Annotated in this window: 23 protein-coding genes and 1 riboswitch; of the genes, 12 read left to right on the top strand and 11 right to left on the bottom strand. The window is 70.2% G+C overall.

Annotated elements, in window-relative coordinates; genetic code table 11:
- Positions 1–2: 2 nt before the first annotated feature.
- Positions 3–1076: an ABC transporter permease gene (locus AOK01_RS20245; protein WP_055513722.1), complete on the bottom strand. Its 1074-nt coding sequence runs from the start codon at positions 1074–1076 to the stop codon at positions 3–5.
- Positions 1077–1081: 5 nt separating this feature from the next.
- Positions 1082–2098, bottom strand: a complete 1017-nt coding sequence (locus AOK01_RS20250; RefSeq protein WP_055513682.1) for a sugar ABC transporter substrate-binding protein — start codon at positions 2096–2098, stop codon at positions 1082–1084.
- 363 nt (positions 2099–2461) lie between these two features.
- Here AOK01_RS20250 and mmsA point away from each other — a divergent pair, with 363 nt between their 5' ends.
- Positions 2462–3961, top strand: coding sequence for a CoA-acylating methylmalonate-semialdehyde dehydrogenase (gene mmsA, locus AOK01_RS20255; protein ID WP_213862121.1), 1500 nt, complete (start codon positions 2462–2464; stop codon positions 3959–3961).
- Between the two features lie 224 nt (positions 3962–4185).
- Here the strand turns inward: mmsA and AOK01_RS20260 are convergent, their stop codons facing one another.
- The 7 genes from AOK01_RS20260 to AOK01_RS20290 all read right to left on the bottom strand — a co-directional run bounded on the left by AOK01_RS20260 (position 4186) and on the right by AOK01_RS20290 (position 12604).
- On the bottom strand, positions 4186–5034 hold the full coding sequence (locus AOK01_RS20260; RefSeq protein ID WP_055513686.1) for a sugar phosphate isomerase/epimerase family protein: 849 nt from the start codon (positions 5032–5034) through the stop codon (positions 4186–4188).
- 213 nt (positions 5035–5247) lie between these two features.
- Positions 5248–6135 (bottom strand): sugar phosphate isomerase/epimerase family protein, encoded by an 888-nt coding sequence (locus AOK01_RS20265; RefSeq protein ID WP_055513689.1) that lies wholly within the window; start codon positions 6133–6135, stop codon positions 5248–5250.
- Positions 6132–7079 carry an NAD(P)-dependent oxidoreductase gene (locus AOK01_RS20270; protein ID WP_055513691.1) on the bottom strand — a complete coding sequence of 316 codons (948 nt, stop codon included), beginning with the start codon at positions 7077–7079 and terminating at the stop codon, positions 6132–6134. Before AOK01_RS20270 ends, AOK01_RS20265 begins: the two co-directional genes overlap by 4 nt.
- Positions 7080–7083: 4 nt before the next feature.
- Positions 7084–8301 (bottom strand): Gfo/Idh/MocA family protein, encoded by a 1218-nt coding sequence (locus tag AOK01_RS20275; RefSeq protein ID WP_055513693.1) that lies wholly within the window; start codon positions 8299–8301, stop codon positions 7084–7086.
- Positions 8298–9098: an HpcH/HpaI aldolase family protein gene (locus AOK01_RS20280; protein WP_055513695.1), complete on the bottom strand. Its 801-nt coding sequence runs from the start codon at positions 9096–9098 to the stop codon at positions 8298–8300. Before AOK01_RS20280 ends, AOK01_RS20275 begins: the two co-directional genes overlap by 4 nt.
- Positions 9095–11071 (bottom strand): 3D-(3,5/4)-trihydroxycyclohexane-1,2-dione acylhydrolase (decyclizing), encoded by a 1977-nt coding sequence (gene iolD, locus AOK01_RS20285; RefSeq protein WP_055513697.1) that lies wholly within the window; start codon positions 11069–11071, stop codon positions 9095–9097. Before iolD ends, AOK01_RS20280 begins: the two co-directional genes overlap by 4 nt.
- Positions 11072–11161: 90 nt before the next feature.
- Positions 11162–12604 carry an aldehyde dehydrogenase family protein gene (locus tag AOK01_RS20290; RefSeq protein WP_055513699.1) on the bottom strand — a complete coding sequence of 481 codons (1443 nt, stop codon included), beginning with the start codon at positions 12602–12604 and terminating at the stop codon, positions 11162–11164.
- Positions 12605–12861: 257 nt separating this feature from the next.
- Between AOK01_RS20290 and AOK01_RS20295 the strand changes: the two genes are divergently transcribed.
- From AOK01_RS20295 to AOK01_RS20320, 6 genes are all read left to right on the top strand, one after another.
- Positions 12862–13761: a 2-hydroxy-3-oxopropionate reductase gene (locus AOK01_RS20295; RefSeq protein WP_055513701.1), complete on the top strand. Its 900-nt coding sequence runs from the start codon at positions 12862–12864 to the stop codon at positions 13759–13761.
- A 787-nt stretch (positions 13762–14548) separates the two neighbouring features.
- Complete coding sequence (locus AOK01_RS44115; protein WP_055513702.1) at positions 14549–14809, top strand: hypothetical protein; 261 nt, start codon at positions 14549–14551, stop codon at positions 14807–14809.
- 158 nt (positions 14810–14967) lie between these two features.
- Positions 14968–15651 carry an ATP-dependent Clp protease proteolytic subunit gene (locus AOK01_RS20305; RefSeq protein ID WP_055513704.1) on the top strand — a complete coding sequence of 228 codons (684 nt, stop codon included), beginning with the start codon at positions 14968–14970 and terminating at the stop codon, positions 15649–15651.
- 7 nt (positions 15652–15658) lie between these two features.
- Entirely contained in the window at positions 15659–15967 is a 309-nt protein-coding gene (locus AOK01_RS20310; protein WP_055513706.1) for a hypothetical protein, read from the top strand.
- A gap of 354 nt (positions 15968–16321) precedes the next feature.
- A riboswitch (cyclic di-AMP (ydaO/yuaA leader) is annotated at positions 16322–16502 on the top strand.
- Positions 16503–16505: 3 nt separating this feature from the next.
- Positions 16506–16979 carry a C40 family peptidase gene (locus AOK01_RS20315; protein WP_055513708.1) on the top strand — a complete coding sequence of 158 codons (474 nt, stop codon included), beginning with the start codon at positions 16506–16508 and terminating at the stop codon, positions 16977–16979.
- Positions 16980–17134: 155 nt separating this feature from the next.
- Positions 17135–17632 carry a DUF6328 family protein gene (locus AOK01_RS20320; protein ID WP_055513710.1) on the top strand — a complete coding sequence of 166 codons (498 nt, stop codon included), beginning with the start codon at positions 17135–17137 and terminating at the stop codon, positions 17630–17632.
- Positions 17633–17677: 45 nt separating this feature from the next.
- On the opposite strand, the gene AOK01_RS20325 is transcribed toward AOK01_RS20320, so the two are convergent.
- Complete coding sequence (locus AOK01_RS20325; protein WP_055513724.1) at positions 17678–18121, bottom strand: ATP-binding protein; 444 nt, start codon at positions 18119–18121, stop codon at positions 17678–17680.
- A 262-nt stretch (positions 18122–18383) separates the two neighbouring features.
- Between AOK01_RS20325 and AOK01_RS20330 the strand changes: the two genes are divergently transcribed.
- Together AOK01_RS20330 and AOK01_RS41390 are read left to right on the top strand one after the other, a co-directional pair.
- Positions 18384–19241: a helix-turn-helix domain-containing protein gene (locus AOK01_RS20330; protein WP_055513712.1), complete on the top strand. Its 858-nt coding sequence runs from the start codon at positions 18384–18386 to the stop codon at positions 19239–19241.
- Between the two features lie 9 nt (positions 19242–19250).
- On the top strand, positions 19251–19475 hold the full coding sequence (locus AOK01_RS41390; protein WP_079103585.1) for a DUF397 domain-containing protein: 225 nt from the start codon (positions 19251–19253) through the stop codon (positions 19473–19475).
- On the opposite strand, the gene AOK01_RS20335 is transcribed toward AOK01_RS41390, so the two are convergent.
- Positions 19456–20592 carry an 8-amino-7-oxononanoate synthase gene (locus tag AOK01_RS20335; protein ID WP_055513714.1) on the bottom strand — a complete coding sequence of 379 codons (1137 nt, stop codon included), beginning with the start codon at positions 20590–20592 and terminating at the stop codon, positions 19456–19458. The two genes, AOK01_RS41390 and AOK01_RS20335, sit on opposite strands and share 20 nt — an antisense overlap.
- A gap of 210 nt (positions 20593–20802) precedes the next feature.
- Here AOK01_RS20335 and bioB point away from each other — a divergent pair, with 210 nt between their 5' ends.
- The 3 genes from bioB to bioD are packed head-to-tail and all read left to right on the top strand — an operon-like array spanning position 20803 to position 24023.
- Positions 20803–22011, top strand: coding sequence for a biotin synthase BioB (bioB, locus tag AOK01_RS20340; RefSeq protein WP_055513716.1), 1209 nt, complete (start codon positions 20803–20805; stop codon positions 22009–22011).
- Entirely contained in the window at positions 22004–23293 is a 1290-nt protein-coding gene (locus tag AOK01_RS20345) for an adenosylmethionine--8-amino-7-oxononanoate transaminase (RefSeq protein WP_055513718.1), read from the top strand. Before bioB ends, AOK01_RS20345 begins: the two co-directional genes overlap by 8 nt.
- Position 23294: 1 nt before the next feature.
- Positions 23295–24023 (top strand): dethiobiotin synthase, encoded by a 729-nt coding sequence (bioD, locus tag AOK01_RS20350; RefSeq protein WP_055513720.1) that lies wholly within the window; start codon positions 23295–23297, stop codon positions 24021–24023.
- Positions 24024–24411 lie beyond the last annotated feature (388 nt).

The raw sequence follows: 24411 nt of genomic DNA on the forward strand, positions 1-24411 counted from the left end.
GGTTACCTCCGGGTTGCCTGGCGGCGGACCCACAGATTGACGAGGGCGGCGAGCAGGAGCATGACGCCGAGGAAGGCCTTGAACCAGTCGGGGTTCCAGTTGGCGTAGACGATGCCCTGGGAGACCATGCCGAAGATGAAGGCGCCGATGACCGCGCCGATCGCGGAGCCGTAGCCGCCGGTGAGCAGGCAGCCGCCGATGACCGCGGCGATGATGTACAGGAACTCGTTGCCCACGCCCTCGCCGGACTGGACGGTGTTGAACGAGAACAGGATGTGCATGCCGACGAACCAGGCGCCGGCGCCGACGCCCATGAACAGGGCGATCTTGGTGAAGGTGACCGGCACGCCGACCGCGCGGGCGCTTTCCTTGCTGCCGCCGGTGGCGAAGATCCAGTTGCCGAACTTGGTGCGCAGCAGCAGCCAGGTCGCGCCGGCGGCGAAGACCAGCCAGTAGAAGACGGTGATCTTGACGTCGACGCCGCCGATACTGATCTCGGAGGCGAAGACCTTGCGGGCCTGGTCGAAGCCGTCCATGTCACTGATCGAGTCGGTGGCGACGTTCCCGGTGAAGAGCTTGGTGACGGCGAGGTTGGCGCCCTGCAGGATCAGGAACGAGCCGAGCGTGATGAGGAACGACGGCAGGCCGGTGCGTACCAGCAGATAGCCGTTGAACGCGCCGATCGCAAGCGACACCAGCAACGCGACGACGATGCCGACCCATATGTTCATGGACAGCTGGAAGCTCCACATGCTCGCGGTGAGCGCGGAGGTGGTGACCGCCACACCGGCGGACAGGTCGAACTCGCCGCCGATCATCAGCAGGGCCACCGGCAGGGCCATGATGCCCATCACGGAGGCCTCGTAGAGCACGTTGGCCAGCGAGCCGGCCTCACGGAACGGCGAGGCCACCGCGAAGAAGAACACGTACACGGCGATCGCCGCGATCAGCGCGCCGATCTCCGGACGGGCCGCCAGCCGGCGGGACAGGGACCGTTGCGAGGTCCGGCCGTCCTTGGGGACGGCCGGCGGAGCCGGCGACGAGGAATCCGTCGCCGGTGCCGTTGCCTGGGACATGGAGATCACCGGGTACCCTTCGCGGCGAACTTCGCGATGGTCGCGACGTTGGACTTGTCCACGAACGCCGGACCGGTCAGCACCGGCTCCTGGCCGCCACCGCTGAAGTTGCCGTTGGTCTTGTAGAGCCACAGGGAGTCGATGGACAGGTAGCCCTGCAGGTAGGGCTGCTGGTCGACCGCGAACTGGATGTCACCGTCCTCGATGGCACCGACCAGGTCCTTGTTGAGGTCGAAGGTCGCCACCTTCGCCTTGCCGCCCGCGTCGTCCACGGACTGCACTGCGGCCAGCGCGAACGGGGCACCGAGGGTGACCACGTAGTCGACCGACGGGTCCTGCTTGAGCTTCGCGGTGATCGTCGCCTTCAGGGCCGGCATGTTCGTGCCGTTCACGTAGAGGTTCGTGGTCTTGCCCTTGAAGGTCTTCTTGACGCCCGCGCAGCGTGCCTCCAGGGCTACGTGGCCCTGCTCCTGGATGACACAGATGTTGTTCTTGGAGCCGAGCGCGTTGAGCTTCTCGCCGAGGGCCTCACCGGCGACGGTCTCGTCCTGGCCGAAGTAGGACAGGAGACCCTGGTCCGCCCAGTCGTCGACACCGCCGTTGAAGCCGACGACCGGGATGCCGGCCTTCTCGGCCTTGGCGACCGCGGCCTTCATGGCGTCCGGCTTGGCCAGGGTGACCGCGATGCCGTCGACCTTCTGGTCGATCGCGTTCTGGACGAGGTTGGCCTGCTTCGCCGCGTCCGGGTTGCTGGAGTAGACCAGCTCGACGTTGTCCTTGGCGGCGGCCGTCTCCGCTCCCTTGCGGATGAGGTCCCAGAAGGTGTCGCCGGGGGCCGCGTGGGTGATCATCGCGATCTTCATGCGGGGGGTGTCGGCCTTGCCGGCCGACGCGGCGCCCGTGTCCTCCTCGGCCTGCTTGCCGCCGGAGTCGCTGGAACAACCGGTGACTGTCAGGGCCGCGGCGGCTGCCGCGGCGACGAGGGCGATTCTGCGTGAACGGGGGTGGAGAGAGCGGTTCATCTTGCCGGCACCTCACTGTGCAGGGGATAAGGAGCGACGCCCGACCGGGCAGAAGCTCCGGTCACATACCGTTAACACGGCTGTTGCCTATGACGGGATACAAGCCCCAGTTGCACCTCAGCGTCAATATATGTAAAGACATCATTTACCCATCATGGGAAAACGGCAGGACATCTTCTTGACGATTGTTCCGTGTGCCGTCTACACCTGAAATGGACGGGGTCACTGTCGGCCTTTCCGATTTAGGGGTCCTCGTATCCAGCCGAGCGCTCCATAAATCATTCGCGCGATACTGGCCTGGTCAATGTGATCGCCATGGAGCGGCTGTGAGACGGCCTGCCCACCCATGTGAGAGGACACCTCGTGAAGAGCATCGCCCATTGGATCAATGGCAAGCCCGCGGAGGGCGTTTCAGGACGCCACAGCCCGGTGTTCGACCCGGCCACGGGCATTCAGGACAAGCAGACCCCTCTCGCGTCGGTCGAGGAGGTGGACGCCGCGGTCGCCGCCGCGAGGGACGCCTATGCGACCTGGGGCACCTTGTCGCTGGCCAAGCGGTCCGGGATCCTCTTCGCGTTCCGCGCCCTGCTCGACGCCCATCGCGACGAGATCGCCGGGCTGATCACCGCTGAGCACGGCAAGGTGCACTCGGACGCGCTCGGCGAGGTCGCGCGCGGCCTGGAGATCGTCGACCTGGCGTGCGGAATCACCGTCCAGCTGAAGGGCGAGCTGTCGACCGAGGTGGCCTCGCGGGTCGACGTGGCCTCGATCCGCCAGCCGCTCGGGGTCGTCGCGGGCATCACGCCGTTCAACTTCCCGGCGATGGTGCCGATGTGGATGTTCCCGCTGGCCATCGCCTGCGGCAACACCTTCGTCCTCAAGCCCAGCGAGAAGGACCCGTCGACGGCCGTCCGGCTCGCCGAACTGTTCGCGGAGGCAGGGCTTCCGGACGGCGTGCTGAACGTCGTGCACGGCGACAAGGTGGCCGTCGACCGCCTCCTGGAGCACCCGGACGTCAAGGCCATCTCCTTCGTCGGCTCGACCCCCATCGCCCGGTACATCCACACCACCGCCTCCGCCAACGGCAAGCGCGTCCAGGCCCTGGGCGGCGCCAAGAACCACATGCTGGTCCTCCCGGACGCCGACCTGGACGCCGCGGCCGACGCGGCCGTCTCCGCCGCCTACGGTTCGACCGGCGAGCGCTGCATGGCCATCGCCGCCGTCGTCGCGGTCGGCGCGATCGGCGACGAACTGGTCGACAAGATCCGCGAACGCGCCGAGAAGATCAAGATCGGCCCCGGCAACGACCCCGCCTCCGAGATGGGCCCGCTGATCACCGCGGCCCACCGCGACAAGGTCGCCTCCTACGTGACCGGCGCCGCCGCCCAGGGCTCCGAGGTCGTCCTCGACGGCACCGGCCACACCGTCGAGGGCCACGAGAACGGTCACTGGATCGGGCTCTCCCTGCTCGACAAGGTGCCGGTCACCGCGGACGCCTACCGGGACGAGATCTTCGGCCCGGTGCTGTGCGTGCTGCGCGTCGACACCTACGACGAGGGCGTCGCCCTCATCAACAGCTCCCCCTTCGGCAACGGCACCGCGATCTTCACCCGGGACGGCGGCGCCGCCCGCCGCTTCCAGCTGGAGATCGAGGCCGGCATGGTCGGCGTCAACGTCCCCATCCCGGTCCCCGTCGGCTACCACTCCTTCGGCGGCTGGAAGGACTCCCTCTTCGGGGATCACCACATCTACGGCAACGACGGCACCCACTTCTACACCCGCGGCAAGGTCGTCACGACCCGCTGGCCCGACCCGGCCGACGTCCCCACCGGAGTCGAGCTCGGCTTCCCCCGCAACCACTGAACATCCCCCGCACACCCACGTCGGGCCGTCCGGATTCCGGGCGGCCCGACGCGTTTTCCACAGGTTCCAGGTGCTCGTACACGCCTGAGAGCCGCGCGCCCGGCGGGCGCGCGGCTGGCAGATGGCAGATGGCAGATGGCAGGACGGAAGCCGGGGTGGCGGGGACGACCGTGGTTTCGTCCCCGCCGCCCCGGCGGCCTTACTTCAGCACCGACCCGGCGTGGCTACTTGAGCAGCGCCGCCGCGGTGCTGAACGCCGCTTCGGCAGCCTCGCGCACCGGAAGCGCGCGGTGCGTGTCGGACAGGATCTCCACCCCCCACGGACCGGACCAGCCGGCCGTGCGGAGCGCGGAGATGATCCCCGTCAGGTCGAAGGAGCCCTCGCCGCACAGGCGCCGGCGCCGGACCGTGTCCTCGAAGAGCGTGCCGATCACGTCACTGTCGGCGTCGTTGAGCTCCACACCCACGATGCGCGACGCGGGTACGTCCGCGAGATCGGCCGGTGGCGTGTGGGCGCGCTCGGTGTGCCAGACGTCGATGATGAGGCCGCCCGCGGGATGCCCGGCGGTCTCGACCAGCCGCAGGCCGTCGTGCACGGTCTTGAGGTTGGACCAGGGCAGGAACTCGATCGCGAGCCGGGCGCCCACGCCGTCGGCCTGCGACGCCAGCGTGGCGAACTCCTCGGCCCAGTGGTCGGGTTCCCACGGTCGGTCCTCGACATCCGGTCCGATCTTGAGGTGGCGCGCACCGAGCGCCTCGGCGGTCCGCAGAAGATCCAGGCGGACGGCGTCCGACGCGGCACGCCGTGGCCCGTCGGCCCACCAGTCGACCAGGAGCTCCAGCTCCAGGTGGACCAGTCCGTTGTCCTCGAAGAGGGACCGGACGCCGGACAGTCCGTACGTGCGCTCGGCCTCCACCAGGTCCTCGTGCAACAGGCCGAAGCCCTTGAACCCGGCGGCGCCCGCCGCTTCCACCCGCTCCCGCAGCGTCAGCGGGCTGCGCAAGTCGGGCTGCCCGGGCGCGGCATCGCCCGCGGTGGTCCAACAGGTGGCCAGCAGGTCTTCAGTAATCATACCTGTTTACTCTCCATAACGATTTCAGAGAACCCGTCCTGGCCATGGACACCATCAAGGCCATTCCTCGTCAAGGCCATTCCGCTGATTCTCATGCGCGTCAATACGGCGAACCGCTGATAAATTCAATCCGCCTGACACCAGCCTGGCTCCCTTTGATTCCATCCCGAAAGGAAAATCTCGGCAACCCGTCAAAAACACATCACGAACGCGTCACAGATCCGCATCGCGCAGCACGGTGCGCAGGTGTTCCGCGCTGGCCCACACGTCGTCCACGGGCCCCTTGCCGACGGGCTCTTCGGTGAGGATGGTGTCCTGCTCAAGGACGTACCAGCCGTCGTAGCCGCGAGCCCCGAGGTGGGTCACGATGGCCCGGACGTCCACGTCACCGGCGCCGAGCGGCTGGTACATGCCCGCCCGGACGGCTTCCGTATACGTGAGGCGGCCCGACTGGACCTTGGCGGCGAGGGCGGCGTTCACGTCCTTCATGTGGGTATGGGCAATCCGCTCGGGTGCCTGCCGGGCGAGTTCGGCGGGGTCTGTACCGCCGATGAGCAGGTGGCCGGTGTCGAGGCAGAGGGAGATCGAGGAGTGCTCCAGCACGCGCTGGACCTCGTCGCCGTTCTCGATCATCGTGCCGACGTGCGGGTGCAGCACGGCCCGTACGCCGCGTTCCGCGGCCAGTGCGGTCAGCCGGTCCAGGTTGGACAGCAACAGCTGCCAGCCGTCGGCGTCGAGTTCGGGCCGGGAGTCGTAACCGTCCTGCCCCGTGATGGCCGACAGGACGAGGACGTCGGCCTTGGACGCCGCGTAGCTCTCCAGAAGCGTCTCGACCTCGGGCAGCGGGTCGTGTCCGGGCACGTGCAGCAGGAGCGGGGTGAAGCCGCCGACGGCCCGGAGGTCGTGGTGGGCGAGGACCTGCGCCATGGCCTGCGGCTCGCCGGGCAGGAAGCCCTCGGGCCCGATCTCGGTGGCGGCCAGACCTACCTCGCGCATCTCCTTCAGGACGCGCTCGGGCGTCAGCTGATAGCCCCAGCCGGGCACTTCGCACACGCCCCACGAGATGGGCGCTCCGGCGATTCGCTGCGCTTGAGTGTTCATGCCGTGGCCTTTCGGTGGTTCCAGTCGGGATTGGCGACCGCGGCCGGAGGTCGGCCGGCGAGCACGTCCGCGACACCGCGGGCGGCGTCGACGAAGGTAAGGGTCATGGCCCTGCTCGTCATACCCATCAGATGCGGGGTGAGGACGACATCGGGGTGGTCGAACAGCGGATGGTGTACGGCCGGTTCGGGATCGAAGACGTCCAGTCCGACTCCGGCCAGCCGGCCGAGCTCCAGGGCGATCAGGGTGGCGTCCGGGTCGAGCAGACCGCCCCGGCCGCAGTTGACGAGGACCGTCCCGGGCTTGACCCGGGACAGCAGGTCCTCGCCGACCAGGTGATGCGTGCGCTCGGTGAGCGGGACGTGCAGGGTCAGTACGTCGCTCACTTCGGCGAGTTCACCGAGATCGGCGCAGGCGACCTCGGGCGGGGGCGGGCTGTACGGGTCGTACGCCAGCGTCCGCATCCCGAAGGCCGAGGCGAGTTCACCGACCCGGCGGCCGATGCGGCCGTAGCCGACGATGCCCATGGTGGCGCCGTCGAGGTCGCCGACGGGCACGGTGTTCCGCTCCGCCCAGCGGTTCTCGCGCACCAGGTCGGTGAGCTGGCGCAGCCGCTTGGTCAGGTGCAGGGTCATGGCGAGGACGCCCTCGGCCACGGCTCGCGAGCCACTCTGCGGGGTGATGACCACGGGGATCCCCCGGGCGGTCGCCGCGGCCACGTCGACGAGGTCCACACCGACTCCGGTGCGGGCGATGACGCGCAGCCGAGGGGCTCGTGCGAGGAAGTCCTCGTCGACATGCCGGTCGGCGCGGACGATGGCGCCTTCCGCGACCGCGAGGTCGTCGGGCGTGGGGTGGGTGACGAAGGTGACCCGGTCACCGAGGACGTCGCCGACGGTGTCCGGGTCGACCGGGCCGAGGGCTACTACGACATGCCCGTCCATGCGATCAGCTCCGTGCCTGGTGACCGAAGGTCGCCCCGGCGACGTCCGGCACCGGCTCCCAGGCGCCGCTCTCGGCGGAGGCGGCGGCGGCGGAGATCACCTCGGCGACGGCGTGCGCGTCGTCGATCGTGGAGTTGTGGTGCTCGATGCCGGCCACGGCGGCGAGGAACTTCTTCGCCTCGATGACCTTCAGGTCGTCGTAGCCCATGCTGTTGCCGGGCCCGGGCTGGAAGCTGGCGTAGTCGCCCATGTGACCGTTGCCGAGCACGGTGGTGTACCCCTGGTGCGGGCCACTGCGGTCGAGGGCGACGCGCAGCTCGTTCATTCGCTCGAAGTTCCAGGTGAGCGAGCCGTCGGTACCGTAGATCTCGAAGCCGATGCCGCACTGCGGGCCGACGATGGTGCGGGACGCCTCCAGCGTGCCGACGGCGTCACCGTGGAAGCGGACGAGGGCGGCGGTGTAGTCGTCGTTCTCTACCTGTGCCATCTCGCCGTCCTCGATGACGGCGAAGTGCGTGCCCGAGCCCATGGGGAGGATCGGACGCTCGGTGTAGACCGTGCTGGTGAGCGCGGAGACCTCGCGGATCGGGGCGACGACGTAGCTGACCAGGTCCACGACGTGGCTCATCAGGTCGCCCAGCGCGCCGTGTCCGGCCAGTTCCCGCTTGAAGCGCCAGGACAGGGCGCCCTTGGGTTCGGAGGCGTAGCCGGAGAAGAACGTGGCACGCACGTTGGTGATGCGGCCCAGCCTTCCCTCGGCGACGAGCTGCCTGGCCCGCTCGACCGCGGGGGCGTGGCGGTAGTTGTAGCCGATGGACGTCACCACTCCGGCGACGCGGGCCGCGGCGGCGACCTCGGCGGTCTCCTCCGCGCCGCGTCCGACGGGCTTCTCGATCCAGAAGGGCTTGCCCGCCTTGGCGGCGGCGATGCCTATCTCGTGGTGGAGCATGTTCGGCGCGCAGATCGACACCACCTCGACGTCCGGGTCGTCCAGGACGGCGCGGTAGTCGGTGCTTGCCTTCTCGTAGCCGAGCACGTCACGGGCGTAGGCCGCGCGGTCCTCGGCCGTGTCCGCCGCGTGGACGAGCCGGGGCTTGAGGCCCAGCTCGGGGTAGACGGAGGGCAGTACCTGGTAGGCGCGGCTGTGCAGCTTGCCCATCCAGCCGACGCTGATCAGTCCGACGCCGATCTCGCGTGCGGCGCCCGAGGGGGTCGTGTTCATGAGTGTGTCTCCTGGTGGTCCCGGGGCTCCGGCCGGGCCTCGCCGAGCGCGGCGGACAGGGCGGCTGCGAGCAGGGTCGAGTCTGATCCGATGGCGATGAACGTCCAGCCCTCGGCGCGTTTGGCGGCGGCCGCGGGGCCGTCGGGTACGAGGAGGCCGCACGCCTTGCCGTGTGCGGCGGCGGCCTTGCGTACGCGTTCCAGGGCCTCGCGGTAGACCGGGGCCCCGAAGTCGCCCGGCACGCCGAGGTCGTGGCTGAGGTCGCGGGGGCCGACGAACAGCACGTCGACGCCGTCCAGTGCAGCGATCGCCTCGACCTCCGCCAGGGCGCTCGCCGACTCGATCTGGACCACGCCGAGGATCTCGCCCTCACGGTCCAGGGCGGCGGAGTCGAGTCCGAAGCGACAGGCCCGGTTGTACGTGGCCACGCCCCGATCCCCCGCGGGCGGGTAACGCAGGTGCCGTAGCGCTTCCTGGACTTCGGCGGCCGTGTCGAGGCGCGGCAGCATGATCCCGGCGACGCCCAGGTCGAGGACGCGGCCGATGCGGATCCGGGCCGCGGACTCGACGCGTACGACGGTCGGGACTCCGTAGGCAGCGGCCACCGGGACGGTCTCGCGGACCTGTTCCTCTCCCCCGGCGCCGTGTTCGAGGTCGAGGAGCAGCCAGTCGGCGCCCGAGGCGGCACACACCTCGGCCGCGACCGGGGAGGCCATCCCCACGAAGGTGCCCAAGGTGGGCTCTCCCTCGGCGATTCGGGCGCGCAGGCGGCCGTGATCGAGCGGTGAGCGATTCATCCGTACCACCTCTGGGAAGCCAGGCCCTCTTCGTACTCGCTGCGCAGCTGGGCGACCGACTCCTGGTCGGACACCTCGGCGGGTGCCACGTCCCACCACACGCCCGCGCCGGGCAGGTCCGCGTGCGGGATGACGGGTACGACGAGGACGACGGGGCCCGCGTGGTCGCGGGTCTCGGTGAGTGCGGCGCGCACCTCGTCGGCGGTGGTGGCGCGGATGGCGCGGGCGCCGAGTCCCGTCGCGGTCTGGACGAGGTCGACCTTGAGGTAGTCGCCCTCCAGGCGGGCCGGCTTGGTGTCGCCGTCGGCCTCCGCCAGATGAAGGCTGCCCTCCCGGTAGCGGAACTCGTTGCCGAACTCCCGCCCGTTGCGCAGCATCTGGAGGCGGTGGATGACCTGGTACCCGTGGTTCTCCGGGATCACGATGGTGAGCGGGAGCTTCTCCTGGGCCGCGGTGACCAGTTCGGTCGGCGCCATGAGGAAGGTGCCGTCGCCCAGCAGGGACAGGACGCGCTTCGCCGGGTCGGGGGTCGCGAACCGTACGCCGATCGCCGCGGGCAGCTCGTAGCCCATGCAGGAGAAGCCGAACTCCAGGTGGGCGCGGCGGCCTTCGGTGGCGTCCCACACCTTCTGCAGGTCGCCGGGCGGGCCACCGGCGGCGGCGATGATCGTGTCGCCGTCCTGTGCGTGCTCCTGGAGCAGGCCGATCAACTGGCCCTGGGTGAGGACCGCGTCGGTGTCGCCTGTGACGTCCGAGTCGTCCGGCTCGGCCGAGAGGTCGAAGGGGGTGTCGGGGTCGAGGGCGGCGGCACGCTGGGCCCACCACGTCTCATGCAGCGCACGCGCCCTGTCCTGCCAGGCCGGGGAGGTGGTGATGCCGTTCGCCCGGACAGCCTCCGTCAGTGCGACGAGGGCGCGCTTGGCGTCGGCCACGATCCCGGTGGCGCCCAGGCGGCTCACGTCGTGCACGTTGACGTTGACGGCGGCGAACCGCACGTCCGGGTTCTGGAAGATCGACTGCGAGGCCGTGGAGAAGTCCGTCAGCCGCGAGCCCACGGTCAGGACGAAGTCGGCTTCCCTGGCCAGGATGTTGACGGCCGGGGTGCCTTCCAGACCGATGCCGCCCAGCTGCCACCAGGCTCTGCGCTGGACCGCTCCCTTGCCCGCGAACGTCTCCGCCACGGGGATCCCAGCCGCGTCGGCCAGCGCCTCCAGCTCCTCGGTGGCACCGGAGTACACGACACCGCCACCAGCGATGATCAGCGGCTTCTCCGCCTCGGCGAGCATCCGCGCCACCGCGGCGACCTCGTCGGTGTCCGCTGCGGGCCGCCGGATCGGCCAGTCGCGCTCGGCGAAGAACTCCACCGGGTAGTCGTACGCGTGGGACTGGATGTCCTGCGGGAGGGAGACGACGACCGCGCCGGTGTCCACATCGGTGAGAGCGCGCATCGCCGCGGGCAGCGAGGTGAGCAGCTGCTCGGGCCGGGTGATGCGGTCGAAGAACCGGGAGACGGGCCGGAAGGCGTCGTTGACGGAGGCGTCGGCCTCGACGGGGTGCTGCAGCTGCTGGAGTACGGGTCCCTGGTGGCGGGTCGCGTAGGTGTCGCCGGGCAGCAGCAGGACGGGCAGCCGGTTGACGGTCGCAAGGCCGGCGCCGGTGACCATGTTGAGGGCGCCCGGGCCGATGGAGGCGGTGACCGCCAGGGTGGCATGCCGGGTGGACGCCTTGGCGTAGGCCGTCGCGATGTGGACGAGTGCCTGCTCGTTGCGGCCCTGTACGAAGGGGAGTTCGTCGCTGAGCTGGTCCAGGGCCTGGCCGAGGCCGGCCACGTTGCCGTGGCCGAAGATGCCCAGGGCGGCGGGAATCAGGCGGCGTCGCTCGCCGTCGGCCACGGAGTGCTGGCGGGAGAGGTAGGTGACGAGTGCCTGGGCCACTGTGAGGCGCACGGTGCGCCGGGTCGTCGGGTCAGTCATGGTCGGGCTCCTGTTGGGGAGATGCCCACGGCCCTCGGGCGGCGTGGACGTCCAGAGTCAGATCGGGAGTTGGGTCAGAGGGCCGCGAACTCACCAGGGACGGCCGTGCAGCACGATGGTCTTCACCTCGGTCATCTCACTGACCGCCGCGCGCGGGCCCTCCTTGCCGTAGCCGCTGCCCTTCAGGCCGCCGTACGGCATCAGGTCGGCGCGCCACAGCGGCGTCCAGTTGATGTGCACCGAGCCCGCGTCGATCTCCCGTACGGCCCGGATCGCGCCGGCCACGTCGGAGGTGAACACGCCCGCTCCCAGTCCGTACGCCGTGCCGTTGGCCTGGGCGATCGCGGACTCCCAGTCCGCGGCCGAGCTGACGGCGACGGCGGGTCCGAACAACTCCTGCTGGCTGAACGCGGAGTCGGGGTGGACGTCGGCCACGACGGCGGGGCTCACGACGGCCCCGTCGCGCTCGCCGCCGGTCAGGATCCGGGCGCCGTCGGTGGCGGCCTGGGCGATGGCGCGCTCCACGCGCTCCGCCTCGGCGGTCGTGATCAGCGTGCCCATCGTCGTCTCGGTGGACGACGGGTCCCCGGTCCGGATGGCCTTGACCTTGGGGACGAGCGCGTCGAGGAAGTCGGAGGTGACCGAGGGGTGCGTGATGACCCGCTGGACGGAGATGCACACCTGCCCGGCGTTCACATAGCCGCCCAACGCGACCGCGCTGGCGGCGAGTTCGAGGTCGGCGTCCGGCAGGACCACGACCGGGCAGGAGGCGCCCAGTTCGAGGGAGAGCTTCTTCACCCCGGCGGCCCGCGCGATGTGCTCGCCGGTGGTGGTGGAACCCGTGAAGGAGATCTTCCGCACCCGGGGATCCGTGACGAGCAGGTCTCCCAGCACCCCGCCGGAACCGACGAGCACCGAGAGCACGCCTTCGGGAAGCCCGGCGTCGACGAAGCACGAGGCGAGTTCCAGCGCGGTCAGCGGGGTCGAGCCGGCCGGCTTGAGGACGACGGCGTTGCCTGCCGCAAGCGCCGGTGCCAGCTTGTGCAGGACGAGCAGGGCGGGGTAGTTGAAGGGCGTGATCGCCACCACGACACCGCAGGGCTGGCGCAGGGTGAAGCCGACCTTGTCGAAGCCCGTGCCGCGGTTGGCGTCCAGGGGCAGCGTCTCGCCGTAGAGCTGGGTCCCCTCGAAGGCCGCGAGACGGATCAGGTCGCCGGAGCGCGATGCCTCGCCGGTGGCCTCGGTAATGGTCTTGCCCGACTCCGCGCTGATGGTCCGCGCGATCTTGCCGGCTCGTTCGTCGGCCAGTTCGGCGGCCCGCAGCAGGATGGTCATCCGCTCGTGGGCGGGTGTGCGCCGCCACACCGCGGCTCCTCGTTCGGCCGCCGCCAGGGCCGCCTCGACGTCCTCGGGGCCTGCGAGCGCCACGGTGCCGACGGGCGAACCGTCGAAGGGCGATATCACTTCCCGGGTCCGTCCCGACCCCTTCGACGCTTGCCACCGGCTTCCGATGAGCAGTTCCGTCGGCTCCATCGCCTTCTCCCTTCAGACAACCGTCAGCTCTGGACCGTGGCTCCCACGTGGTCCCGCGGGTGAGCGGGAAGAGAGCGGGAGTCCGACAGCCAGGCCGTTTACGTGGGCGCAACGTTAGGTGCGTACGGGCGGAATACTGAAGGGGTGGGATCCGTCAATAGCCCGTCATCAAGGCCATCTTTTTCCCCTCACTGACTCCCGGTCGGAGTCTCATGGGGTGGACCGTGCGCGGTGTCGTAATGTCGGGTGGCATGCGTATGTCAGCCGATCAGTCCCGCACCATCGCCTTCCTCGGTCTCGGCATCATGGGCTCGCCCATGGCCGCCAATCTCGTACGGGCCGGTCATACGGTCGTCGGGTACAACCGGAGCCGTCCGCCGGTGGACCGCCTCATCGAGGCGGGCGGCCGGGGAGCGGACAGCATCGCGGCCGCGGTCGCCGACGCGGATGTCGTCATCACGATGCTCCCCGCGGACCGGCAGGTGACCGAGGTGGTCCTCGGCGAAGGCGGCGTCCTGGCGCACGTTCGCCCCGGCACCCTTCTCATCGACATGAGCAGTGTCGGCCCGCAGACGGCTGTCGCGATCGCCGAGGCGGGCCGGGCCAAGGGCGTCCGCGTCCTGGACGCCCCGGTGTCGGGTGGCGAGGCGGGCGCCGTGGACGCCGTGCTGTCCATCATGGCCGGAGGCGACGCGGACGACTTCGCCGCCGCGGAGCCGCTCTTCCGCGCCCTCGGCACCACGGTCGTCCACGTCGGTCCGCACGGCGCGGGCCAGACCGTCAAGGCGGCCAACCAGCTCATCGTCGCGGTCAACATCCAGGCGCTGGCCGAAGCGGTCGTCTTCCTGGAGAAGGCGGGCGCCGACCTGCCCGCCGCCCTGGAGGTCCTCGGCGGCGGACTGGCCGGCTCCACCGTCCTCACTCGCAAGAAGGACGCCATGCTGAACCGGGACTTCAAGCCCGGCTTCCGTATCGACCTGCACCACAAGGACATGGGCATCGTCACCGAAGCGGCACGCGCCAACGGCACCGTCCTCCCCCTCGGCTCGCTCGCCGCCCAGCTCATGGCCTCAGCACGCGCCAACGGCGATGGCACACTGGACCACTCCGCCCTGCTGCGCGGCGTCGAGCGCCTCTCGGGCCGGACCACGGACTGAGAGTGCGGTACGTGAGTTGATGTCCGTTTCTCCCTTTGGGGAGGGGCAAGCGGGCCGGCCGCGGGGCCGCCGGGCGGCTATGGCCGTGGTTGGGTGAACAACCGCGCGACGGCTTCTTGACATGACCGGGACCCTGGGGCTGCGATGGCGTCCGCCACAGTGACTTCCAGCGACTGGCGCTCTTCATCGGGAATCACGAAGGTCCCTGAGAGGTGAGAGCCGGTCACCCCTCACGAGGTTCGTCTACCGGGGGGGGAACATCAGTCGTTCCGCCACGGCGAGGCGACCGCTCCTGTGCCCTTACCGTGGCCGTGGCTGGTGTCACGTGCATTCGCAGACGATCGCGAAGCGGAAGCCTGAGCGTCCGCCACGTGACGGTGCGACGGCCTGCACAGTGGCTTGAAGCTGGACGGTGGCCGCGCCGTTGAGGGCGGCGATCACCTCCGTCCACTTCCGCGCTTCGCTGTCGACTTGTAGATCAGGACGGACAGCGCGTTCACCGCGGCCTGGGCTTCTTTTCGGCCCAGGCCGCATCGCCACCCGCACCTGCCGGGGGCAGGCCGCCGTAGGCAGCAAGCCAGCAGGTGAGGGTGGGGCGCGCCTGCCGTTCTTCCGTCGGGGCGACCAGGACTCCGAAGACCAGCACGATGAGAACGGTCAGCGTGTATGGCGGGCCTCGCTGCTGGGGTGTCGTCGCGAGGACGAGTCGGCGTGGGCGATAGGGAGCGTCTGCCCGGGCTGCAAGGATGCGCCGTAAAGCCCGTTTAACCATCGTTTATGGCGATCGATGCGCACGCTGCATCCCCTGCCACCGTCGATCACCGACCCGGACGCCACGACATACGACGACGCGACCGCCTCGGCGGCACCCTCCACGAGTACCAGCATGCGGCCTGACCCGCACGGGCGAGATTTTCGGCAGGGACAGGGCCACCTGAGCGCGTCGTTCACGAAGCGCGTCCATGTCCATCCGAGCCCCGAGGACCTGCGCGCCGCCTCGGATCACCTCACGGTTCTGCTCGGCTTCGAGGACGACACGGCTGCCTGAACATACCGGATGAACGTGAGAGGAACCTGCTTCACGATCAGCGTAAACACGGGTCTGACCTGCGGTGATCTGTGGATCATCAGAACCTGCTCCCCATCATGATGTCATGTACGTCCTGTACATTTTCCACAGGACCTCTCCCGGAGGAGGCGTGTGTCATGACCCGACCGTCCGCCCACTACGTCCTGCCCGAGTTCACCGAGCGCACCAGTTCGGGGACGCGGACCATGGACCCGTACTCCAAGCTCCTCGAAGAGCGGATCGTGTTTCTCGGGACGCCGATCGACGACATCTCGGCGAACGACGTGATGGCGCAGTTCATGCATCTGGAGTACCAGGCGCCCGACCGGGACATCTCGCTCTACATCAACTCCCCCGGCGGCTCGTTCAGCGCGATGGCGGCCGTCTACGACACGATGCGGTTCGTCAGCTGCGAGGTGGAGACCATCTGCCTGGGTCAGGCCGCGTCGGCCGCGGCGGTGCTGCTGGCCGCGGGCACACCGGGCAAGCGGTACGCGCTGCCGGGCGCCCGTGTGCTCATCCACCAGCCGTCGTTCTCGGAGCCGGTCCAGGGGCAGGCTTCCGACCTGGCCATCCAGGGCGACGAACTGATGCGTACCCGTGCCCGACTGGAGGAGATGCTCGCCCGGCACACGGGCCAGAGCCCGGAGCGGATCGCGGCGGACATCGAACGGGACAAGATCCTCGACGCTCGGGGGGCACTGGAGTACGGGCTGGTCGACCGGATCGTCCAGAGCCGCAAGTCGACCCTCGACGCGTCCGGCACTTCCGACACGTCCGGCCCCTCCGACACGTCGTCCGGCTCGTCCGGCGCGAGGTGAAGCGCCGATGCTCCCACCCGAGTTGCCCCCGCTGCCGGCACTGACAGGGGCCGAGGCCGAGTTGATCGACCGTTACCTGGAGGTGGTCGATCTGCTCGGCCGGATCAACCCGGCGCACTCCGGTGACACCTACCGCGGACTGCGCGCGGCCCAGGCGCTGGTCAGCAGGGCGACGGCGCTGCGCGACGCCCTGGCCCTGATGCACCAGCGGGGCGAGCACGAGATGCACGCGCCGACCCTGGCGCGGGCGCTGCGCGTCCTGGACGGCGAGCGCCGGGTGGGCCGCGTCGCTCTGCCGCCCGGCTCCGACAGCTGACGTACACCCAGCGCCCCGGCGTCACAGGGGCAGTTGACGAGGCGTCCGGGCCCGGGTCGAAACGGACCAGACGGCGTACCCCCGGACGGCGTATCCGGAACTGTGTCTACCGGCCCCCGGGAGTTGCGCAACGCGCGTACCTCCGAGGCGGAATAAGGCGTTCCGATGCTGGTACAGGGGTCCTCGGTGCTCTCGACATCCACCCGTGGGCAGGGCTGTCCACCCGAACGGGTGAGTGGTGAGTAAGCCCACAAATAGCCGATTCTGCTCGGCTTTTGGGACATCAGTGCGCCAAGATCCCTTCCGACGACAAGCCCCCGCCAGAAGCGGCGGGGCGGTCCGGGCGGACGCCCAATCCTGCCGCTGCCCGGATGACCGGTCGACAGAAGTGGATCGGCAGGAGTGGAGGACCCAGGCACGACGGGCCGCCGGAGAGATCCGAGTGGTCCTTGGGGTGAAGCCGCAGCAGCGGCCGGGCAACTTCGCCAGCCCGAATCCGACAGGTCATCCTTCACAGGCGGCTGACGAAGGGTTGCGCATGACTGCGCTCAATCGTGTCCCGTCGCTGTTCAGCAGGGCCAGTACCGCATCGGCTCTCACCATTGCCGCCGTCGGTGGTGGCATCGTGGCCCCGGGCTTCGCGTCCGACGCCCAGGCGGCCACTCCCGCGACGAAGGCACTACAGGTGGCGGCCTCCAAGAAGGGCTCCCTGTACAAGTACGGGGCCGCGGGGCCCAAGCGTTTCGACTGCTCCGGCCTCACGCTCTACTCGTTCAAGAAGGCGGGCAAGAGTCTGCCTCGCACGGCCGCGGCCCAGTACAACAAGACGAACCATGTCTCCGCTTCGAAGCGTAAGCACGGGGATCTTGTCTTCTTCCACTCGGGCCGGAACGTCTACCACGTCGGCATCTACGCCGGGAAGGGACGGATCTGGCACTCCCCGAAGACCGGGGAAGTGGTGAAGCTCCAGAAGATCTGGACGAAGAGCGTCTGGTACGGCCGGGTCAGGTGATCTGCCCGCGAGGTGGCCGTGGCGACCGCCACGGCCACCTCGCGTGGGACCCGGGCAACCACGCGCGGGACCCGGGCGTGGTCGCGTGGGACCCGGGGGCGTGCTCGCCTGGGACCCGGCGTGATTTCGGCGGCAGAATGGTTACTCGTTCACCCATGGCCGAACGTCACCACCACGAGGAGCGCAACGAGACCCGCCTCGAACGCGCCGACCGGAACTTCAACGAGCTCCTCCAGGAGCTGCGGGTCACGCAGACCGGCGTCCAGATCCTCTTCGCCTTCCTGCTGACCCTGGCGTTCACCCCGCGGTTCCCGTCTCTCGACACGGTGCAGCGCACCACGTACGTCGTCACGCTGCTGCTCTCGGTGCTGGCGGCGGCCCTCTTCACGGCCCCCGCTGCACTGCACCGCCGGCTGTTCCAGCTGGGCGCCAAGCCTCAGATCGTGTACGTCTCGTCCCGGCTCGCGCAGATCGGCCTTGCCGTGCTCGCGCTCGCTCTCTCCGGTTCCGTACTCCTCGTCGTGGACGTGGCGGTGAACCGGACCGAGGGCATCGCGGCGGGGGCGACCACCCTTCTCCTGTGCACCGGCCTGTGGGAGGTCATGCCCTACCTGGTGAAACGGTCCGTGGAGAAGGCCTCGCACGACGGGTAGTCCACGCCCGGCCACCCCTGCTGGGCGCCTCAGTGAGACCTGATCTCAGTCGGCCCGCGCCGACTCCGTCGGTACCGTCCAGGGCAGCATGATCGACACGGTTTTTCCGCCCTCTTCGGTGCGCCGGACCGTGAGCTTGCCGCCGCTCTCCGCGGTCAGCCACCGGACGATCACCATGCCGCGGCCGTTGTCCTGCTGGACCGCCGCGGGCAACCGTTGCGGGAAGCGCGGGTGGCTGTCGGTCACCCCGATGCGCAGTTGTTCGTCGCGGTCGAGCTCGACGTCCACCGTGAAGGTGGGTGACAGTCCGAACGTGTGCTGTACGGCGTTCGTGGCGAGTTCGGAGACGATGAGCCGAACCGTGTCGGCGGCCTCCGAGTCGGACGGAAGTCCCCATTCGGCCAGGACGTCGGCGACATAGGTGCGGGCGGCGGACACCGAGGCGGGATCGCTCGGCAGGGTGACGGATGCTTCCTGGTGATCTGCCATGCGACGTCGTCCCTTTCCCACGGGACCGGAGGCCGACACGAAGCGGATGACTTCGAGTGCGGTCCCGGACTGGTGCTTGCGCCAGAGTGCCACTACCTCGGGGTTCAAGGTGCCGATCCACCAAGATATGCATATATCTGTCGCTCGAAGCGGTGAACTCTGCGACGGTCGACCATATTTGGGCGGGCAGCCGGTTTGTCCTCTACCGTCGGCGTGACGCCGGGCGCCATAGCGCCGGCGCGACGGTCGGAAGGAGACGGCCATGCGGTACGGCCCCGCGGTGCGCCGACGAAAACTCGGTGCCGAACTGCGTGCCCTGCGTGCTCTCGCGGGCCTCACGAGCGGTGAGGCGGCCCGCCTCGTGGGCTGGCACCAGTCCAAGGTCAGCCGGATCGAGACCGGTCGCAGCGGCGTCAAGCCCGCGGACGTACGGCTGCTCCTGGACGCGTACGACGTCCGGGACCCGGAACTGCACGAGTTACTCGTCGTACTGGCGGGCTCGGACGACGACGGCCGGCAGCACTGGTGGCGCGCCTACCGGGGCCTTCTGCCGTCGTCGTACAGCGATTTCATCAGTCTGGAGTCGCAGGCCGGCGCGATGCGCACGCTGGAGAACTCCGTCGTGCCGGGCCTCCTCCAGACTCCGGAGTACGCCCGTGAGGTGACGCGGACCGTCGTGGGCGGGGCGCTCGACGGCGAGGTCGACGCGCTGGTGGAGGTGCGCCTCGCGCGCCAGGACGTGCTGCGTTCGAATCGGCCGCTCCGGCTGAGTGCCGTTCTGGACGAGGCGGTACTACGGCGGACCGTCGGTGGGCCGGAGGTCATGGCACGGCAGCTGGACCGGCTCCGGGAGGCCGCACACCTGCCTCACGTGCGGATTCAGGTGCTGCCCTTCGGAGGCGGGGCCCAGATCGGCGTCACGGGGCCCTTCGTTATTTTTTCGTTTCCGAACAAATCTGATCTGGATGTGGTCGTTCTCGACCACTTGACGAGTAGCCTCTATCTCGAACGGAAAGAAGACCTTCAGGCCTACAGCGAGGCCTTCAACTCCCTTCAGGACCAAGCCCTTTCGCCCGAGGACACCATGGATTTCATCGCCGGTGTCGCTGACGGCGGATAAGGAGGCACCATGCCCGCCATGCCTCGATCCGTACTTTCCAGTACTCGTCTGCACGGTGTGCGGTGGCAGCGCAGCAGCCGCAGCACGGGAATGAACAACTGCGTCGAGACGGCCCGTCCGGGCTCCGGCCCCTGGGCCGGCCTGCTCGCGGTGCGCGACTCCAAGAACACGTCGGGGCCCGCCCTGCTCTTCGCCCCCGCGGCCTGGGAAGGCTTTATCGGCGCGCTTCGATGATCACGCGCACGGCCCGGTCGAGCTGCCCGTCGGTGAGATCCGCGCGGGCGGTCAGCCGCAGCCGTGAGATGCCGTCCGGCACCGACGGGGGACGGAAGCAGCCGACGGCCAGACCCGCCTCGCGGCAGTCCGCGGCCCAGCGCAGCGCCTGCTCCGGGGAGGGGGCGCGCACGGAGACGACCGCGGCGTGGGGCCGTACGGCTTCGAGACCCGCGGCCGTCAGGCGTTCGTACAGAGCTGTCGCCACCGCACGCGCGCGTGCGGCCCGTTCCGGTTCCCGGCGCAGCAGACGCAGGGCCGCCAGGGCCGCGCCCGCCGACGCGGGGGCCAGACCGGTGTCGAAGATGAAGGTGCGGGCCGCGTTGACCAGATGATCGATGACGTGGGCCGGGCCGAGGACCGCGCCACCCTGGCTGCCGAGCGACTTCGACAGGGTGACGGTGGTGACGACGTCGGGTGCGCCCGCGAGCCCGGCCGCCCACAGCGCGCCCCGCCCGCCGTCGCCGAGGACGCCCAGACCGTGCGCGTCGTCCGTCACCAGGGCCGCGCCGAACTCCCGGCAGGCGGCGGCCAGGTCCGCCAGCGGGGCGGCGTCGCCGTCCACCGAGAAGACGGTGTCGGAGACGACGAGCGCGGGCCCGGTGCGCGTGTGCAGCGCCTTGCGGACCGCGTCGGGGTCGGCGTGGGCGACGACCTGGGTGGTGCCGCGCGCGAGACGGCACCCGTCGATCAGCGAGGCGTGGTTGCCCGCGTCGGAGACGATGAGGGAGCCGTGCGGCGCGAGCGTGGTGACGGCGGCGAGGTTGGCCGCGTAGCCCGAGGAGAAGACGAGGGCGGACTCGAAGCCGCAGAACCCGGCCAGTTCGCGTTCCAGTTCCGCGTGCAGTTCGGTGGAGCCGCTGACGAGCCGGGAGCCGGTGGCGCCGCCGCCCCACGTGCGGGCGGCCCGCGCGGCGGCCTCGGTGACCTCGGGGTGGCGGGCCAGGCCCAGATAGTCGTTCCCCGCGAGGTCGAGGAGCGCGGAGTCGGCGGGGCGCGGACGCAGGGTGCGGACGAGTCCGGCCCGGCGGCGTGCCCGTGCCTGCTCGTCGATCCACTCGAACGGCGACTGCGCCATGTGTCCTCCGGGCCATGAGGTGAGGGTGTCCCATGGGGTCCCGACACATGACGTTCCGCCCGGCCGCCCCCACTGCCTTTTGTAGGCAACGCACAGACCCTAGCCGGACCACCAGCCGCCCATGATGTGGCAATGTCCACACGCCGAGCCGCCTCTGTTGTTCGGTTCCTCCTTGGCCCGGCGTGGTCGGATAGGCCAGGATCGGACCTCATGGACCTGCTGAACACGCTGGTGGACAAGGGGCTTCGGCGCGAACTGCCGACCCGCGACGAGGCGCTGGCCGTACTGGCCACCTCCGACGACGAACTCCTCGATGTGGTGGCCGCGGCCGGCAGGGTACGCCGGCACTGGTTCGGCCGACGGGTGAAGCTCAACTACCTCGTCAACCTGAAGTCGGGCCTGTGTCCCGAGGACTGCTCCTACTGCTCGCAGCGGCTGGGCTCGAAGGCCGAGATCCTCAAGTACACCTGGCTGAAGCCCGGCCAGGCGTCCCGGGCCGCGTCCGCCGGGCTCGCGGGCGGCGCCAAGCGGGTCTGCCTGGTGGCGAGCGGACGCGGTCCGACGGACCGTGACGTCGACCGGGTCTCGGACACCATCAAGGCGATCAAGGACGAGAACGAGGGCGTCGAGGTGTGCGCCTGCCTCGGGCTCCTCTCGGACGGTCAGGCCGAGCGGCTGCGCGAGGCGGGGGCGGACGCCTACAACCACAACCTCAACACGTCCGAGGCCACGTACGGGGACATCACGACCACCCACACGTACGCCGACCGGGTGGACACGGTCCAGAAGGCGCATGCCGCGGGCCTGTCCGCCTGTTCCGGTCTGATCGCCGGCATGGGCGAGAGCGACGAGGACCTCGTCGACGTCGTCCACGCGCTGCGGGCACTCGACCCGGACTCGGTCCCGGTCAACTTCCTGATCCCGATGGAGGGCACCCCGCTCGCGAAGGAGTGGCACCTCACACCGCAGCGGTGTCTGCGGATTCTCGCGATGGTCCGGTTCGCCTGCCCGGACGCCGAGGTGCGGATCGCCGGCGGGCGCGAGGTCCATCTCCGTACGATGCAGCCCCTCGCCCTGCACCTCGCCAACTCGATCTTCCTCGGTGACTACCTCACCAGTGAGGGACAGGCGGGCAAGGCGGACCTGGACATGATCGCGGACGCCGGGTTCGAGGTGGAGGGCACCGGCGAGGTGACGCTCCCGGAGCACCGGGTCACGGTCACCGCGCACGAGGGCTGCGGCTCGCACGAGGGCGGCGGGTGCGGTGCCTGCGGCTCGGCCCCCGAGGACCACCGGGCCCCCGAGGAGCCGACTCGCGAGGAGCCGGCTCGCGAGGCGACGGGGGTCTCCGCGGCGCGTACGGACCTGGTGGCGGTACGCCGTCGGGGTGCCGGAACGGATCTCGCGCCCAATGCCTGACCTGGCCACGCCCGCCGTACGCGAGCTGCTCGATCTCGACCGGCGACACGTCTGGCATCCGTACGGGCCGATGCCGGGGCGGCAGGAACCGCTCGTCGTGGAGTCGGCGAGCGGCGTGCGGCTGCGGCTGGCCGGTGGAGGCGACGAGCTGATCGACGGCATGTCGTCCTGGTGGTCGGCGATCCACGGCTACAACCACCCGGCGCTCAACGAGGCGGCTCGTGACCAGCTCGGACGGATGAGCCATGTGATGTTCGGCGGGCTCACGCACGAGCCCGCCGTACGCCTGGCGAAGCGCCTTGTCGACATGTCTCCCGAAGGTCTTGAGCATGTCTTCCTGGCCGACTCCGGCTCGGTGTCCGTCGAGGTCGCGGTCAAGATGTGCCTCCAGCACTGGCGTTCGCTCGGCCGTCCCGGCAAGCGGCGCCTGCTGACCTGGCGCGGTGGCTACCACGGCGACACCTGGCAGCCGATGTCGGTGTGCGATCCCGAGGGCGGGATGCACGAGCTGTGGCAGGGCGTGCTCCACCGCCAGGTGTTCGCCGACGCTCCCCCGGTCGCGTACGAGGAGTCGTACGCCGAGCAGCTGCGGTCGCTGATCGAGCGGCACGCGGACGAACTGGCGGCGGTGATCGTGGAACCGGTGGTGCAGGGCGCGGGCGGCATGCGGTTCCACTCCCCCGCGTATCTGCGGGTGCTGCGCGAGGCGTGCGACGCCCACGACGTGCTGCTCGTGTTCGACGAGATCGCGACGGGTTTCGGCCGTACGGGGAGCCTGTTCGCGGCCGGGCACGCCGGGGTGACGCCGGACGTGATGTGTGTGGGCAAGGCGCTGACCGGCGGATATCTGACAATGGCGGCGACGCTGTGCACCCCGCGGGTCGCGGAGGGCATCTCGCGGGGCGAGGTACCGGTCCTCGCCCACGGCCCGACCTTCATGGGCAACCCCCTCGCCGCCGCCGTGGCCTGCGCCTCGATCGACCTCCTCCTCGGCCAGGACTGGCAGAGCGAGGTCAAGCGCATCGAGACGGGGTTGCGGGACGGGCTGGCACCGGCGGCGGAACTGCCGGGTGTCCGGGACGTACGCGTTCTCGGTGCCATCGGGGTGGTGCAGCTGGACCACGAGATCGACATGGCGGCGGCGACCCGGGCGGCGGTGCGCGAGGGCGTGTGGCTGCGGCCGTTCCGGGACCTCGTGTACACGATGCCGCCGTACGTCACCGGGGACACCGACCTGGCGCGGATCACGGCGGCCGTGTGCGCGGCGGCGCGGGAGGGCTGACATGACGGTACTGGTGATCACGGGGACGGGCACGGAGGTCGGCAAGACCGTCGCGACGGCCGCCGTGGCCGCGGCGGCCGTGGCGGCCGGGCGGTCGGTGGCCGTGCTCAAGCCGGCGCAGACGGGGGTGCTGCCGGGTGAGCGCGGGGACGCCGCCGAGGTGGCACGGCTGGCCGGCGCGGTCACGGTCGTCGAACTGGCCCGCTATCCCGAGCCGTTGGCCCCCGCCACCGCGGCCCGGCGGGCGGGCCTGCCGCCGGTGGGGCCCGTGCAAGTGGCCGAGGCCGCGGGCAAGTTGGCCGCCGATCACGACCTCGTGCTGGTGGAGGGCTCGGGCGGGCTGCTCGTACGGTTCGACGACGAGGGCGGCTCGCTCGCGGACGCGGCACGGCTGCTGGACGCTTCCGTGCTGGTGGTCGCCTCCGCCGGACTCGGCACGCTCAACACGACGGAGCTGACCGCCCGCGAGCTGCGGTTCCGGCGGCTCGACCTGCTCGGTGTCGTCGTCGGCAGCTGGCCGGACGAGCCCGACCTCGCCTCGCGCTGCAACCTCACGGACCTTCCGGTGGTGGCGGGGGCGCCCCTGCTGGGCGCGCTGCCCGAGGGCGCCGGCCGGCTCCGGCCCTCCGGCTTCCGGGCCGCCGCGGGCGGTTGGCTCGCGCCACGGCTCTGGGGCACGTGGGACGCGGAGGCGTTCACCGCCGCGCGGGCCGCGGACAGCAGGACGTAGGCACTCCGCCGGCACGGCTGGTCGGCGTCGGCGTCGGCGTCTACGGGCAGGCGCGGGGCTTCGCCGCCTGACGCCCCACGAGGCCGTCCGAGGCCGAGCCGGGACCGAGCCGGGACCGTCCTGTGGTCCCGCGCCGCCCGGACCTCAGTGCGAATCGCGGCGGGAAGACGGCGCAGCGGACGGGTGAGTACGGGCCTCCTGGGGGACAATCGCGGTAGGTCCACGCCCCAGTGGGAGGCCTCCATGCGACCGCGCTCCAGAATCGCCCAGACCGGCACGCTGCCTCCGGCTGCGGTGCACCATCCGCTGTTCGCCCGTTTCTACGCCCGGCTCAGCGTGGCGGCCGAGCCGACGATCGGCGTTCACCGCGAGGAGCTCCTCGCCGGGC

The organism is Streptomyces aurantiacus (assembly GCF_001418335.1).
GTDB classification, from domain to species: Bacteria; Actinomycetota; Actinomycetes; order Streptomycetales; family Streptomycetaceae; genus Streptomyces; species Streptomyces aurantiacus.